Source organism: Agrobacterium sp. lyk4-40-TYG-31 (assembly GCF_030209855.1).
GTDB lineage: Bacteria > Pseudomonadota > Alphaproteobacteria > Rhizobiales > Rhizobiaceae > Agrobacterium > Agrobacterium vaccinii.
In genome coordinates, this window is record NZ_JARVRE010000002.1 from 253,264 (window position 1) to 268,652 (window position 15,389).

At 57.7% G+C, this 15,389-nt stretch carries 10 protein-coding genes; 9 read left to right on the top strand and 1 reads right to left on the bottom strand.

Annotated elements, in window-relative coordinates; genetic code table 11:
• Positions 1–192: 192 nt before the first annotated feature.
• The 3 genes from QRN55_RS01910 (at position 193) to QRN55_RS01920 (ending at position 4,423) form a co-directional block, all read left to right on the top strand.
• A complete protein-coding gene (locus tag QRN55_RS01910; RefSeq protein WP_284774337.1) occupies positions 193–2,586 on the top strand; it encodes a glucan 1,4-alpha-glucosidase in 2,394 nt (797 codons plus the stop codon).
• 37 nt (positions 2,587–2,623) lie between these two features.
• Positions 2,624–3,628, top strand: a complete 1,005-nt coding sequence (gnd, locus tag QRN55_RS01915) for a phosphogluconate dehydrogenase (NAD(+)-dependent, decarboxylating) (protein WP_284774338.1) — start codon at positions 2,624–2,626, stop codon at positions 3,626–3,628.
• A 99-nt stretch (positions 3,629–3,727) separates the two neighbouring features.
• Positions 3,728–4,423, top strand: a complete 696-nt coding sequence (locus QRN55_RS01920) for an ROK family protein (RefSeq protein WP_284774340.1) — start codon at positions 3,728–3,730, stop codon at positions 4,421–4,423.
• A gap of 559 nt (positions 4,424–4,982) precedes the next feature.
• Here the strand turns inward: QRN55_RS01920 and QRN55_RS01925 are convergent.
• Complete coding sequence (locus QRN55_RS01925; protein WP_284774747.1) at positions 4,983–7,337, bottom strand: helix-turn-helix transcriptional regulator; 2,355 nt, start codon at positions 7,335–7,337, stop codon at positions 4,983–4,985.
• 135 nt (positions 7,338–7,472) lie between these two features.
• Between QRN55_RS01925 and QRN55_RS01930 the strand changes: the two genes are divergently transcribed.
• Genes QRN55_RS01930 through QRN55_RS01955 form a run of 6 tightly spaced genes read left to right on the top strand, consistent with a single transcriptional unit; the run spans position 7,473 to position 15,364 of the window.
• Positions 7,473–8,501: an ABC transporter permease gene (locus QRN55_RS01930; protein ID WP_284774342.1), complete on the top strand. Its 1,029-nt coding sequence runs from the start codon at positions 7,473–7,475 to the stop codon at positions 8,499–8,501.
• The gene (locus tag QRN55_RS01935; RefSeq protein ID WP_284774344.1) at positions 8,501–9,382 is read left to right on the top strand and encodes an ABC transporter permease; all 882 of its coding nucleotides are present in this window, start codon (positions 8,501–8,503) and stop codon (positions 9,380–9,382) included. Before QRN55_RS01930 ends, QRN55_RS01935 begins: the two co-directional genes overlap by 1 nt.
• Positions 9,383–9,385: 3 nt before the next feature.
• Positions 9,386–11,032: an ATP-binding cassette domain-containing protein gene (locus QRN55_RS01940; RefSeq protein WP_284774346.1), complete on the top strand. Its 1,647-nt coding sequence runs from the start codon at positions 9,386–9,388 to the stop codon at positions 11,030–11,032.
• A gap of 12 nt (positions 11,033–11,044) precedes the next feature.
• Positions 11,045–12,601, top strand: coding sequence for a hydantoinase/oxoprolinase N-terminal domain-containing protein (locus QRN55_RS01945; RefSeq protein ID WP_284774348.1), 1,557 nt, complete (start codon positions 11,045–11,047; stop codon positions 12,599–12,601).
• The gene (locus QRN55_RS01950) at positions 12,594–13,727 is read left to right on the top strand and encodes an S-methyl thiohydantoin desulfurase family protein (protein WP_284774350.1); all 1,134 of its coding nucleotides are present in this window, start codon (positions 12,594–12,596) and stop codon (positions 13,725–13,727) included. The genes QRN55_RS01945 and QRN55_RS01950 overlap by 8 nt, the downstream gene beginning before the upstream one ends.
• A 38-nt stretch (positions 13,728–13,765) precedes the next feature.
• On the top strand, positions 13,766–15,364 hold the full coding sequence (locus tag QRN55_RS01955) for an ABC transporter substrate-binding protein (protein ID WP_284774352.1): 1,599 nt from the start codon (positions 13,766–13,768) through the stop codon (positions 15,362–15,364).
• The last annotated feature ends 25 nt before the right edge of the window (positions 15,365–15,389 follow it).

Below are 15,389 nucleotides of genomic sequence, written 5' to 3' on the forward strand. Positions count from 1 at the left end.
ACAAAAACGTAAGTTGTAGGCCGAGATGCGGGAGCCTAGCTTGGATGTGAAGCCACATCCGAAGCGATGTGGAGCTCAGCTACGATGGTCGTTCCCTTCGCAACGCGAAGCGTCCATTCGTTTACTACCGAGGTTTCCCCTATGGACCAGGGACAAAAAGCGTTTACTCCCCAAGCATTTACGCGCAGCACGATGATCGATAGCGCGCCAGGCGCGCCTGGGGTTGCGGCGCGTTGGACGTCTAGTGCGAAGAATGGCGTTGGAACGGCTCTTTCAAAAACGTCGCCAGTTTGGTTCACGCTCAGTCATGGAATACTCAACGAGATATATTATCCGCGTGTCGACAGCGCTTGCACGCGCGATTTCGGTTTTGTCGTGACCGGCCCGGATGGTTATTTCTCCGAGGAGAAGCGAGACTGCACGTCGGCGACCCATCCCCTTGATGATGGTGTTCCGGCTTTTTCGATCGTTAATACCGCGAAAGACGGGGCATACCGTATCGAAAAGCAAGTGATCAGCGATCCTGCTCTTAGTTGTGTCCTCCAGCAGGTCACGTTTATCCCTCTAAAGGGAAAGGCTGCGGACTACCGCTTGACGGCGTTGCTTGCGCCGCATCTTGTCAATTCGGGAGATCTGAATTCGGGCTGGATCGGCGAATATGAAGGGCGGACGGTTCTCTTCGCCAGCGGGCGCTCGCGCTATCTGGCGCTCATTTCAGATTGCCCGTGGCAAGCCGTCAGTGCCGGTTTTGTTGGGGCCTCCGATGGCTGGCAGCAGCTGCGCAAAGACGGACGCATTCTCCAGCAATATCAACGTGCTGATGACGGCAATGTCGCGCTTGCTGGAGAAATAGACTTAACCGGCGGCCAACGCACGGCGACGCTGGCGCTTGGTTTTGGCCAGACCGAATATGAAGCGGCTGAGGCTGCTACGGCCAGTCTGAACGATGGGTTCGAAAAGGCACGCAAAGTCTACGTTGCAAACTGGCGCGGTTGGCAGAAAGGTCTGGTGGCGCTTGATCGCGATAAGAAAGACGGTGTCAACGCCTACCGCGTCTCGACGGCGGTGCTGGCTGCGCATCGTGCTGCCGATCGTCCGGGCGCGGTTGTGGCAAGCCTGTCGATACCCTGGGGTTTTTCGAAGGGCGACGACGATCTCGGCGGCTATCACCTTGTCTGGCCGCGCGATCTGGTGGAGACAGCGGGCGGCTTTCTGGCTGCGGGTGATGTCGGCGAGGCGCTTGCGATCCTCGACTATCTGCGGGATGTTCAGGAGCCCTCCGGTCGCTGGCCGCAGAACCTGTGGCTGGACGGAAAGCCCTACTGGCCGGGCGTTCAGATGGACGAATGCGCTTTTCCCATCCTGTTGGCCGACATGCTGCGGCACCGCGGCCATCTGGATGTAGCAGGGCAGGCGGATTTTATGCCGATGGTGCGCAGCGCGGCGGGCTATATTCTCGCCAACGGGCCGGTTACCGGCGAAGATCGCTGGGAAGAGGATGTCGGTTACAGCCCCTTCACGCTGGCTGTCGAGATCGCGGCGCTGCTCGCAGCCGCTGATTTTCTGGAGGCAGCGGATGATGCCGTGGCCGCCAACCATCTGCGCGAAACTGCCGACTGCTGGAACGAGCAGATCGAGGATTGGACATTTGCAGGGGATGACACGTTTTGCGCGGAACTCGGCATATCCGGTCATTACGTGCGCATCGCTTCTCCCGATGAAACCGGTGCCGCTGTCCTATCAGGCGCTACGCCGATCCGTAACCAGACGCCAGACCGTTCTTCCCTGCCCACTGGCGCGGTCATCAGCCCGGACGCGTTGGCGCTGGTGCGTTTTGGCCTGCGCGCGCCCGATGATCCACGCATCGTTGCAACCGTGAAGGCGATCGACCATAGCCTCAAGGCCGATTTGCCTCAGGGGCCCGTCTGGTATCGCTATACCGGTGATGGTTATGGCGAACATGAGGATGGGTGGCCGTTCGATGGCACAGGGCAGGGGCGCGCATGGCCGCTTCTGACCGGCGAGCGTGCCCATTACGAACTGGCAGCAGGGCGCCGCGAGGTCGCCGAAGCACTTTTAACGACGCTGGAAAAATCGGCAGGTGACGGTGGATTGTTGCCCGAACAGGTCTGGGACAGCGTTGATATTCCCGAGCGCGAACTGTTCTATGGCCGCCCATCGGGCAGCGCGATGCCACTCGTCTGGGCTCATTCCGAGCATATCAAACTGGTGCGCTCCCTGGCCGACGGTGCGGTATTCGATATGCCTCCTCAGGGTGTAGAGCGTTACATAGGAGCAAAAACACCATCATTCCTACGCATCTGGCGCTTCAACAACCGGCTGGCCACGATGCCGACAGGAAAAGCGCTCCGGCTGGAACTTGAAGTCCCGGCCATCGTTCATTGGAGCCTCGATGGATGGGCGACGACGACTGATACGGAAACGACGAGCTCCGGCCTTGGTACGCACTTTGCCGATTTGCCGGTTCAGGAAGCGCCAGCCGCTGTTACGATAGATTTTACCTTCTTCTGGCCGGGAGAGGGCCATTGGGAAAACCAGAATTTTGCCGTTCGCCTCGGCGAATGATGCGACCGAAACGGTCGAAAGAAAACGGAGTGTAAAAATGCAAATTGCAATGGTCGGACTCGGACGAATGGGCGCCAACATGGTGCGTCGCCTCCTTAAACACGGCCACGATTGCGTCGTCTTCGACGTCAATCCAGACAACGTCGCAGCGCTTGTGAAGGAAGGTGCCACCGGGGCCACCTCGCCGGAAGACCTCGTGGCAAAGCTTTCGCCGCCGCGCGCCGTCTGGCTCATGCTGCCCGCCGCGATTACACCCAAGATCGCGCGGGAGTTTGCCGCCAAACTTGAGAAGGGCGACGCCATCATCGATGGAGGCAACTCCAACTATCGCGATGCGATCGATCTCGCGGCAGAATTCGCCACGCGTGGTATCGACCTCATCGACACCGGCACCTCGGGTGGCGTGTGGGGGCTGGAGCGTGGCTATTCGCTGATGATCGGCGGACCGAAGGCAGCCGTCGAGCGGCTCGATCCGATTTTTGCATCCCTTGCGCCCGGCGCGGGACAAGGCATTGCAGCTGATCCAACCACCGGCACTGCGCCTATGGGTTATCTGCATTGCGGTCCATCCGGCGCGGGTCACTTCGTCAAGATGGTTCATAACGGTATCGAGTATGGCGTGATGGCAGCCTATGCCGAGGGTTTGAACATCCTCAAGGCTGCGAATGCGGGAACCCACGCTCGCGAAGCCGATGCAGAAACCGCACCGCTGGCCCACCCGCAATATTATCAGTTCGATATTGATCTCCCTGCTGTGACAGAGGTTTGGCGGCATGGCTCGGTCATCAGTTCCTGGTTGCTTGACCTGACCGCGGAAGCGCTTAAGCAGGACCCGCATCTCGAGCACTATAATGGGCGCGTCTCGGATTCTGGAGAGGGACGCTGGACCCTTCAGGCAGCCATCGAGACAAGTGTTCCCGCACCAGTGCTCTCGTCCGCGCTTTTCGAGCGATTTTCCTCACGCGGCGAGGCGGAGTTTTCGGGCAAGGTGCTCTCTGCCATGCGCCACGCGTTTGGCGGCCATCTCGAAAAGGCGAAATAGAGCAAATGCCGTTGAGCAGGCCATACTTTGGCTTGCTCATGGTATCTAACGGCTGCCGCGTGTTCGGGGCGAGCCCACTTGACGATGATGGAGGGCAGGATGACGGATCATATGGTGAAGGAAAAAGATCGCACCGTGCTGACGATCGATATCGGTGGCAGTCATGTGAAAATCCGTTCCAGCGCGGGCGGCGAAGAAAATAAGGTCGAGAGCGGAGCGGCGATGACGGCGCAGGGCATGGTCGCTGCTGTAAAAGCTATGGCGATTGGGATGCACTACGACGCGATCGCCATGGGTTATCCAGGTCCGGTCGTGCACAACAAGCCGCTCCACGACCCCGTCAATCTGGGTGAAGGCTGGGTTGGCTACGATTACTCCGGTGCCTTCGGATGCCCAGTTCGCATCGTGAATGATGCGCTGATCCAAGCTATCGGCTCCTATGATGGCGGGCGAATGCTGTTTCTAGGTTTGGGCACGGGGCTCGGTGCTGCGATGATCGTCGAAAATGTGACCCAACCCATGGAGATCGCGCATCTGCCGTATCGAAAAGGAAAGACATATGAGCACTATGTCAGCGAAACCTATCGCGAGAAAAAGGGCAATACGGTGTGGCGCAAGCGCGTCTTCGATGTCGTGAAGCGCCTGACTGCAGCCCTTGAGCCTGACTACGTCGTCATCGGCGGCGGCAACGTCAAAAAACTAGAAACCCTGCCTCCTAATTGCCGGCGTGGTGACAACGCACTCGCTTTCGAAGGCGGATTTCGTCTTTGGAAGGACCCGGCTCTGATCGCCTGAATTTTGATCTAGACTTTTGGGGTGCTAGGTCTTTTTCCAGTTGTTCTGTCAAAACTGATGGTCAGTTAGGATGGGACGTGGTTGTGGATTCGGCTACCTCCAGCATCGCGTATGGCGTATACGGTGAGGTGCGATGCCGCTCACCGGTATCGTCGCTTACTCGGTGAATGCTGATGAAAAACAAGTTGTTCTGGGTATGGATATCGGTTCTCGTGATACCGGTTCTCACCTTGATCTGCTTGCAGGTTGATATAAATCCTGCACCGTCCATCGGTGGTGGAGGCTACGATCTCGGTCCGTTTCTGTATTCCTAGCTGTTGGTCATTATCACAACCGTCTGGTCACTCTTTTCCTTCGCGGTAGCTATATTCCACCGGGAAGGGACAACGAGAAGCAGGTATCTCGGCCTAACAGGCATCGGGATTATCACTCTCGCAGCGATCATGCTTTTCTACGGGAAGAACCTCTCGTAAAACCGCGATGACTACCCCACCACGGTCTTGTCTGTATATACGACTTGCGCTTGTGGTCATTTGGGCGCCGAGAGCATTACCCAGCCTCATGTCCATCCCAGTGCCTTGGCGGCGCGGATCGCTTCGGCTCGCCGCGAGCAGCCAAGTTTCCGAAACAAGTTGCCGACATGAAATTTCACGGTCACTTCCGAGATATTTAGCGTGCTGGCGATCTTTTTGTTCGCCATCCCGGCGGCGATCAGTTGCAGCATCTGAGCCTGTCGCTGTGAAAGGCCGCCGTGAAGCGCCTTTGCATGTGGTGAGTTGACGGACGCTGCAAAAATGGAAAGCGCCATGCGCACATCCGATGATGTCTCGATGTAAGCGCTGATGCGCTGATCGTTGAGCAATGGCGAAAGAAACAGCCGCTCTTCTGAAAGCACACCGTGACATCCCAGTCGTGTGGCTGTTTCCAAAGCTGAAAGCAACTGCGCGCGTGCGCTGGCATTGTCGCGTCGCTGATGGGAAACGTAACTCTGCCATAACTGCAACGCAACTTTCTCACGGTTGGTCACCTTGGGGTTGACGATGAGTGCATCGATCTGGCGGCGCAAATAGGTGCGAGGTGTGGCGATATGGACGGCGTCGCGCAGCCATGCCATGGCATAGGCAATTTCGTCGCGCCGGCCAAGACGGGTCAATTCATCCGTAGCACTATCTACCCAGTTGCGGCCAATCGGCATTCGTACGGCGGTCAGAGTTGCGGCAGCATCCGTCCACCGGTTGGCATTCTGGTAGGCGATGGCTGTGCGGATTTCCATCATCGCGTGGAATTGCAGTCCTTCCGACAGATGAATCCATAGCCCGTCGAGAAAGCCGGGGCGGATCGTCATAGCGAAATGATCGCCCAAAACCTGCGAGGCATAATGCAGGGCGAACTGCATCAGGCTCGGCCAGATTTCGGCGGCGGCAAATGCCTCGAAGTCGGTCTGCACGAAGTCCAAGAGGTCGCGCGGTCGGCCAGCCTCATAGGCCAGGCACGCTTCCGCGAGCCGAAGCATGCGGAACTCCTGAATGGCATCGTGCGGCACGGTCTCCAGCCGGTCCCGCGCATCCTTTGCCGCGCAGCGCGCGAGTAGTGCATCACCACTCATCAGCCGCAGCACAATCTGGTGAAGGTGAATGAAGAATTCCAGAAGCGGCTGCCCGCCTCTCTTGCGTAGATAAACAAGCGCGCGGGCAGCGGCGGCCTCCGCCTCTCGGAAGTTGCGGCGCCGGATTTCGAACTCCAGTATGGCGTTGTAATAGCCAGACCATTTTCCGTAATCGCCGAGCGGATAATCGGCCATGAATTCACCCAGCCGCGTAATCATGGCATCGTTCGGCGTCAGGTCTTCGCTGATCATCAGGTTGAGGCGAAATGTGCGGGCCGCGAAGGAGAAACGGGAGTTGCTGGTAAGGACCTTCAGCGGATCCAGATAATCGTGGCCGAGGTGCCGAGACACCAGATGCCGGACGCGTGAAAGCTCGCCCTGCTTCAACAGACTACGTGCCACTGCAAAGAGCACAGTCTCGTTTGTCGCCATGATGGGCTGCGAGAAGCGCATGATGATGTTTTGAAATGCCTTGACGCTGCCGCGATAAATCAATTCTCGTCCGTGGGCGCGTTCGAGAATTTGTGCCGCGTGTTCCTCATATCCGTTGTCGAGGAGCAGGTCCATGGCTAGAAGAGGGCGTCCGGCGCGTTCCATGGCCGAAGCGAAGTCGATGACCGCACCGTTCTCAATCAATACCGAAACACGCTCTTGAACAGCGGCCTGGAGAAGACGCAGCAAATGCGTGTGACGTGCGGGCATGCTCGTAAGGGCTGGCGGCAGGAGGGTTTTCCAGTCACCAGCGCTCCCGGCAGAGGGCGTTTCCAGCCATATCGATAAATTAGCTGTCTGAGCAGGGGACAGCGACGTCAGGAACGTCTCCCGCAGGTAATTCGTGCAGGTGTCGTCATCAGGCTGTCCTGAAATGATCAAAAAGGCTGGCCAGCCCGCATATGCCTCCAGCAATGTGTGTCGTTGTGCTGCGGGGAGCCCGGCAAGTTCTTCCTCCCTAAAAGTCAGATCGTCAGCCGAGATGGTAACGGCGCCTTCATGCATGATCCGTCGTGCCAACCCGCTGATCCGTTGTTCAGGGCGACAGGCTATGACGATGCGCCGCGCATTGTCCAACACCTGTGCCGAAAGCCGTGCGGAGCGTGCTGTAACAGGCACGTCCCATATCAGAACGCCATCTTTGACATCGTCCATGCGGGGCTGATGTGCGGAACACACCTGTATTCCGATGTCATTAGCGCACAGGTGCAAAACAACAGATTTTCCAGCTCCTGCCGGTGCGCGCAGAAATATGATCGCGCTGGCTTCAGTCGTGATTCTTCGGACAATCTGAGGGCGTGGCAACGAATTGGGCATCTGAATCCAATATCTCACATCGATCTTCTAACCTATACCATGACAGAAAAAAACTATACTTATGACCGGTTGCTGACATGTGCTTGCTCGGGAATGCTGGAGACAATTCAGCGACGCACGAGGACCACTACCACGATGCAGCAACATCCCTTGATCGCCATCCTCACCAGGCTCGGCACATTCGTGTTGGTGATGGTTGCTCTCTCGATCATGATATTTGTGCTGGCGCGCGTCGTGCCGGGCGATCCTGCCCGCATGGCGTTGGGGCCCGCGGCAACATCTGAACAGATCGAAGCCCTGCGCTTGCAGATGGGGCTCGATCAGCCGCTCGCATTTCAATATGTGGATTACATTGCCAAGGCATTGCGCGGTGATCTCGGCATGTCGCTAGTGTCGCAACGTCCTGTCATCACTGATCTTGCGCAGACAGTCCCTGCTACGCTCGAACTGGTTCTGGTCTCGGTGATCTTCATGTTCGTGGTGGCGATCCCGCTCGGTGTCATCATGGCTCATTACCGAGATCGTGCTCTCGACCATGTCGGTCGGTTGCTGTCTTTGACCGGCGTCACTATCCCCAGCTTCCTTTTCGCCATCACCCTTCAGCTGATCGCAGCCCGTTTTCTCTCAGGCTGGCCCATCATCGGCAGGCTTGACCACGGGCTGGACTGGGCTGGTGGCCCGACCGGACTACTGCTTCTCGATGGTCTGCTGACGGGTCGCCCGGACATATCGATCAACGCTCTGCAACATCTCATCCTTCCAGCCTTTGCATTATCTATGGCCGGTATCGGTCAGATCACCCGGATCACCCGTTCTGCGATGATCGAAAACCAGCGCAAGGACCATGTGCTCACACTCAAAAGCTTTGGGGTGCCGGAACGTGTGATCATCTTGAAATACCTACTGAAGCTGTCATCCATCGCACCTCTGACAATCATGGGGTTGGAATTCGCCTCGCTGATCGGCAACGCCTTCGTCATCGAGATGATTTTTGCTTGGGGTGGTTTTGCATCCTACGGCCTCACTTCGATTTTACAGAAGGATCTCAACGCCGTTACCGCCGTCGTGCTGGTCGCCGGGCTGTTCTTCATCGTCGCGAACCTCATCGTCGATATTCTCATCACGATGATAGACCCGCGCCTTCGTCGCAAGGAGGTCCGCTGATGGCCGATATCAAAATGCTCGATGCCAGCGATCGGGGCCTGAGCGCCGGTTACATGATGTGGTATCGGTTCAGCCGCAATCCGGCTGCGGTCATCGGTGCGCTGATCATCTTTTCCGTGATTTTTCTGGCGATCTTCGCCCCGTTTCTGACACCCTATCCAAAACATGTCGGCGCAGTTGTGGATTTTCGTGCCCGTCATCTGCCGCCGGACGCTGCGCACTGGTTCGGTACCGACAAGGCTGGTCGTGACATCTTCTCGCGGACTATTTTCGGCCTGCGTATCTCGCTTCTTCTGGTGATCGGCGTCCTTGGCATATCTGTGCCGGTGGGTGCAGTGTTGGGTTTGATGGCTGGCTATTTCGGTGGCTGGACAGAAAAGCTCATCTCTGGTCTTACCAACGTTATGCTCGCCATGCCGCCGCTTGTCATGGCGCTCGCGGTCTCTAACCTGCTTGAGCCGACGCTGATGAATGCCATGATCGCCATCACCCTCTTGTGGTGGACCTGGCATGCGCGCCTCATCTATGCCGTTTCGAAGCAGATTGCGTCGGAGGATTACATCGAAGCGGCGCGACTGGCGGGCGCAAGCCCGATGCATATTCTCTTTCGTGAAATCCTGCCAAATTGCGTGCCGGTCATCTCTGTCAAGACGACACTCGATGCGGCTTTCGTTATCCTTTTCGGTGCGACGCTCAGCTTCCTCGGCTTTGGCGTCAAGCCACCGACACCAGATCTGGGGTCGATGGTGGCAGATGGCCGCCAGTTCATGCCGGATTTCTGGTGGGAGGTGGTCTGCCCGGGTGCTGCCGTCTTCTACGTAACCCTCGGTTTCAACCTGCTGGGTGATGGCCTGCGCGATATGTTCGATGTGGAGAACTAAGCGATGAGCCAGCCGCTTTTGAATGTCGAGAACCTGACGGTTTCGTTCACCACCTATGGCCGTACGCGGCAAGTCCTCAACGATGTCGCATTCAGCGTTTTCGCAGGCGAACGCGTGGCGCTGATTGGCGAAACGGGCTCCGGCAAGTCGGTAACGGCCAAGGCGATCATCGGCACCCTGCCTAAAAACGCTTCCATTTGCTCGGGCGCCATCTCGTTCAGTGGCCGCAACGTTCTGGATATCTCGCGCAGCGAGCGCGAAAGCATGAAGGGCAGCGCTTTTTCGCTGATCATGCAGGACCCGTTGTCTTCGTTCAACCCGGTCTTCAAGATCGGTACCCACCTCGATGATGTCATGCGTTTTGCCGACAAGCGTGAGGGAAAATCGTCGTCGCATTCTGAGCGTTATAGCCGCATCGCTGCAGTGCTGCGCCGGGTGCAACTAGGCGATACCGACCGCGTCATGAATGCCTATCCGTCGGAGTTGTCCGGCGGCATGCGCCAGCGTGTGCTGATCGGTCTTGCGCTTCTGCACCAGCCGAAACTGCTGATAGCAGACGAACCGGGCACAGCCCTCGACGTCACAACGCAGGACGAAATCCTCAATCTCATCAATCAGTTGGTTATTCAGGAGAACATGGCTCTCTTGATGATCACGCACAATCTCGGTGTCGTGCGCAAGGCCGCAGATCGCGTCGTCGTTATGCACCATGGCGATATCGTGGAGACCGGTCCTTGCAGAGAAATGCTGTCGACCCCTAGGCAGCCCTATACGATTTCTTTGCTCGATGCCGTGCCACCGCTTTATGGCTCGCGCGTCATCGATCAGCCCGGCAGCGAACGCCCGCCTATCGTGACGGCCAGCGGACTTAACAAGATATACGGTCGCCGTCCCGGGTATCATGCCGTTCGCGACCTCAATCTGACGTTGCGCGAAGGCGAAGTTTTTGGGTTGGCTGGAGAGAGCGGTTCAGGCAAGACGACGGTCGCCCGGATTATAATGGACCTCATCGAGCCGACCAGCGGCAAGGTGTCTATCGACGCGCCAGCGCCACCCAGAGGCAAGCGCCTGACGCAGATCGTCTATCAAAACCCTGGCACCTCGCTCAACCCGAAACGAACCGTCAAGCAGACACTCAGCCTGCCACTGAAATTCATCGGTCTCGATGGCGCTGCCCGCGAGGCGCGCATGAGTGAGTTGTTGGGCCTCGTGAGATTGCCGCAATCCTATCTAGGCAAATATCCCCATGAACTTTCAGGTGGGCAGAAGCAGCGTGTGGCAATCGCCCGTGCGTTGGCCGCCGAACCGAAAATTCTCATTCTGGACGAACCGACAGCCGCGCTTGATGTGTCTGTGCAGAAAACAGTGATCGAACTCTTGCTGCAACTGCGTGAAGAACTCGGACTTACCTATCTGATGATCAGCCATGACCTGTCGCTAATGCGCAATTTCTGCTCGCGCATAGCCATCATGTTGCGCGGCGAAATTATCGAGGAGGGTGCTACCCCGCAGGTCTTTGCCGAACCCAAGCACCCTTATACCCGCGCGCTAATCGCGGCGATCCCGGTCGTCGGCGATGAGGAGGAGCGCCTGAAACCTGTCGTGACGGAGGAAGAGCGCATGCGCTTCCTCGTCAAGACAACCGATTGAGAGGAGCCTGACGTGTATCGCGTTGGAATTGATGTCGGCGGCACGAATACCGATGCTGTCGTTTTGGAAGACAAAACGGTTCTGGCGGGCGTCAAGGCCTCCACCACGGAAGATGTGACGTCTGGCGTCATCGAGGCGCTGGAAAAGGTTATCGAGGCATCCGGCATCGACCGGCCGCGCATCTCTGCTGTGATGATCGGGACGACGCATTTTACCAATGCAGTGATTGAGCGCCGACATATGGAGGAGGTTGCGGCCATTCGCCTCGGCTTGCCCTCCGGTGCCGGGCTGCCGCCGATGGTCGACTGGCCGGATGACGTTCGCGAGATCGTCGGAAATCACAGTTACCAGGTTCGCGGCGGTTACGAATTCGACGGGCGCGAGATCTCGCCGCTGGACGAAGATGAAATCGTCCGTATAGCGGGCGACATACGCGCCAAGGGCCTCAAGGCTGCGGCAGTCACTTGCGTATTCAGTGGCATAAACGACGCGATGGAGTTGCGCACAAAGGAAATCCTACAGCAGCATTGCCCAGGTCTGCCGGTTGTGATGTCCAAGAATATCGGGCGCCATGGTCTTCTGGCGCGCGAAAGTGCGGCGATCATGAATGCCAGCCTGCTCTCGCTGGCTGACCGCACCGTCGCTGCCTTCGGCAAGGCGCTGGAAACAGCCGGTATTACCGCGCCTTTTTACATCACACAGAACGACGGAACACTGATGGCAGCCGATGTCGTGCGCAGCTTTCCTGTTCTCACTTTCGCATCCGGCCCCACTAACTCCATGCGCGGTGCTGCCTTCCTGACTGGCATCAAGGATGCCGTCGTGGTCGATGTCGGCGGTACGACGTCGGATGTCGGTTCGCTTTCTCACGGGTTTCCTCGGCAGGCATCGACCACGGTCGATATCGGCGGTGTGCGTACGAATTTCCGCATGCCTGACGTGTTCTCGATAGGCCTCGGTGGCGGCTCGCTCGTCGTTGAGGGTGAGAAGGGCGTGACCATCGGTCCCAAATCGGTTGGTTATCGCGTCCGTGAGGATGCTTTGTGTTTCGGCGGTTCAATCCTGACAGCGACGGATATCGCCATTGCCTCGGGCAAGGCAGATATTGGCGACGCTGCGTTGCTGGGAGGTCTCGAAGCGTCCTTGATCAAAGCAGCCGCCGAGAAGATTCACGCCATGCTGGAAGCCTGTGTGGAGCGCAGCCGCATTTCCTCCACGCCTGTGCCCGTCATCGCCGTTGGCGGCGGCTCGATCCTGATGCCAGAGACGATCGGTGACCTTCAGGTCATCCGCCCGAATAATTTTGCGGTTGCCAATGCCGTTGGCGCAGCGATCGCGCAAATCAGCGGTGAGACAGATCGCGTTTTCTCGTTGATCGACGGTCGCACGCGTGAAAGCGCGTTGGTTGAGGCCGAAGCCGAAGCTCGTGACAAGGCGATTGCCGCCGGGGCGATAGCAGAAACTCTGGAAGTCATCGAACGCGAGGACACGCCGCTGGCCTACCTGCCCGGCAATGCCACGCGCATTCACGTCAAGGTCGTTGGAGAAATGGGAGGCTATGATGGCTGAAGCGCGCAAGCTGAAATACGATGAAGCCAATCTGCGCAAGCTCACCGTCGAGGATCTCGACGCGCTGGAAATCGGTGCGGGCATTCTCGGCACCGGCGGTGGTGGCAATCCTTATCAGGGCAAGCTGCTGGCGCTGGAAGCGATGAAGGCCGGTTACGAGCTTAAAATCCTCGGTACCGACCAGATCGAGCCGGACGCTCTTTGCATGTCGATTGGTGGCATCGGTGCGCCTGTTGTCGGAACTGAGCGCCTGCGTGAAGGGCGCGAGGGTCTGCGTTGCCTGCGCGCCATGGAAGACCTGATCCGCCAACCCATCGACGCAATCGTCTGCGAGGAAATCGGCGGCGCCAATGCCATCAATCCGCTGGTGACGGCGGCACTTGGCGGCTTGCCGATCCTTGATTGTGACGGCATGGGGCGTGCGTTCCCCGAAATGCAGATGACGACGTTTTCGATCTATGGCCACAGCTCAACCCCCTCGGTGATGTGCGACCTGCACGGCAATGCCGTTATCTTCAGCCACGCGGTAACCGAAGTCTGGCACGAACGTATGGCGCGCGCCTGCGTGGTGGCGCAGGGCGGCGGTGCTATGCTGGCAACCGCTCCGATGCAGGCGCATTTTGTCAATCGCTACGGCATTCCCAAAAGCTACACCAAGTCCATCTCCCTCGGCCAAGCGGTCATTGATGCCCGCAAAGCGCAGGAGGACCCGATTGCTGCCGTTTGCAAACTCGAAGGAGGGCGCCGCATCTTCAACGGCAAGATCACAGATCTCAAACGCCACCTGCGCGGTGGTTTCGCCGTTGGTGAAATGGAGTTGGCCGGTTTTGACGATTGTGCGGGCCAGACCGCTGGCGTTGCCATCCAGAACGAATTTCTGATCTTCCGTCGCAACGGCCAGGTCGAAGTTACCGTCCCGGACCTGATCGTGCTGCTCGATGTGGATACCGGTTATCCCATCACCACTGAGTTGCTGCGCTACGGACAACGTGTCGCGGTCTTGGCCATACCCTGCCACGACCTGTTGCGCAGCGCTCAGGCACTCGAGGTCGTTGGACCAAAGGCCTTCGGCTACCCCGAATTGACGTTTTCACCCCTGCCGGCACTCGCCCGTCAAGCTGCCTAACCATAAGCGGATTTACCGCATCTAAGAGAGGAACCAGCATGAAAGCTACGTCCAGAACATCTCGCCTTGCCGCGCTCGCGCTTGGCACCAGCCTTGCCATGATGATGCATTCCGCGTCGGCATCCGCTGCCGATGAAAAGGTGTCCATCGCCGTCAACACGATGCAGATTTTCAGCTCTCTCGATCCGGCCAAGGTAACCGATTACACCGGCTATATGGCGATCGTGAACATGTATGATGGCCTGACCACCGTCAGCCCGTCAGGCGAGATTGTGCCGCATCTTGCGAAATCCTGGGATGTGTCCGAGGACGGTCTGACCTATACGTTCCACCTGCGCGATGATGCGAAGTTTCAGGACGGCACCGCTGTCAAAGCCTCTGATATCGCATGGTCGGTACAGCGCCTGATCGGCATCAACAAGGGCCCGTCCAACCTTGTCGTTGGCCTTATAAAACCGGAAAACATCACCACACCGGATGAGAAGACCGTCGCCTTCAAGCTGGAACGCCAGTTTTCGCCCTTCATGTCGGTAACGCCGATATTCATGGCCATGAACCGGAAGCTGATCGAGGCCAATACCAAGGCTGAAGACAAATGGGGCGAGGCCTATGTCGGCGAACACTCTGCCGGTTCCGGTCCTTACAAACTTGTCAGCTACAACCGCTCCGCCGACATGGTCATTGCCCGCAATGCCGATTATTTCCTTGGCTGGACCAAAGGCAAGCCAATCGACGAAGTCCGTTTCGTACAAACCAGCGATGATGCCACCGTTAAGGCGCTTGCTGAAAAAGGCGAACTCGGCCTCACCTCGCATGGTCTCGGCAACGACACCTATGAAGCAATTGGCAAGATGGATGGCTATAAGCTGATCCAGACGCGGACAGCTGGTGGCTTCGTTATCAAGCTCAACACGAAGGTCTATCCCACCGACGATGTCCATGTACGCCGCGCTATTGCCTACGCAACGGACTATAAGACCATTCAGGATGTGATCTATCCAGGCTTCGACATGAAAGGACCGCTGTCGGATGCGTTCAAGGACGCCCATAATGACAACATCGAGCCGGGTGTGTTCGACCTCGAAAAGGCCAAGGAAGAACTCGCCAAATCGAAATATGCCGGTCAGAAAATCACGCTGGTGAACAGCTATGTCGCCTCGCTTGCCTTCGAGGCGGAAGTAGCGCTCCTGTTGCAAGCCAACCTGGAGCAGATCGGCATTACGCTCGATATCAAGCCGGAGCCTTGGAACCGCATCGTTGAACTCTCCGCCAAGCCGGAAACGACGCCTGCCTCCACTCAGGTGAACGTCTCGCCGAGCTATCCTTCACCGGATGCGATGTTCTACAACCAGTATCATTCCAAGGCCGCCGGAACGTGGTGGGCGATGGAATGGTTGCAGAACTCCGAGATCGACGCGCTGATAGACAAGGCGCGAGGCGAGACCGACGTGGCCGCCCAGAACGCAGCCTACAAGGAACTTCAGACCAAAATCGTTGAACTGCAACCCGACGTCTGGGCCGTGGCACCAAACCGCCGTTACGGCGCCAACAAGTGCCTGCAAGGTTATGCTTTCATTCCAATGCAGAGCTGGGATCTGAATTTCTCCAACTTCTATTGGGACTGCAAAGCGAACTGATTTCGCCGCGCCGTGACAAAATTCC

Bases quoted from the DNA above. Each gene is read 5' to 3' on its own strand.
- QRN55_RS01920 (WP_284774340.1), top strand. From the start codon at position 3,728: ATGACGGATCATATGGTGAAGGAAAAAGATCGCACCGTGCTGACGATC.
- QRN55_RS01950 (WP_284774350.1), top strand. From the start codon at position 12,594: ATGGCTGAAGCGCGCAAGCTGAAATACGATGAAGCCAATCTGCGCAAG.
- QRN55_RS01940 (WP_284774346.1), top strand. From the start codon at position 9,386: ATGAGCCAGCCGCTTTTGAATGTCGAGAACCTGACGGTTTCGTTCACC.
- QRN55_RS01935 (WP_284774344.1), top strand. From the start codon at position 8,501: ATGGCCGATATCAAAATGCTCGATGCCAGCGATCGGGGCCTGAGCGCC.
- QRN55_RS01925 (WP_284774747.1), bottom strand. From the start codon at position 7,337: ATGCCCAATTCGTTGCCACGCCCTCAGATTGTCCGAAGAATCACGACT.
- QRN55_RS01930 (WP_284774342.1), top strand. From the start codon at position 7,473: ATGCAGCAACATCCCTTGATCGCCATCCTCACCAGGCTCGGCACATTC.
- QRN55_RS01955 (WP_284774352.1), top strand. From the start codon at position 13,766: ATGAAAGCTACGTCCAGAACATCTCGCCTTGCCGCGCTCGCGCTTGGC.
- gnd (WP_284774338.1), top strand. From the start codon at position 2,624: ATGCAAATTGCAATGGTCGGACTCGGACGAATGGGCGCCAACATGGTG.
- QRN55_RS01910 (WP_284774337.1), top strand. From the start codon at position 193: ATGATCGATAGCGCGCCAGGCGCGCCTGGGGTTGCGGCGCGTTGGACG.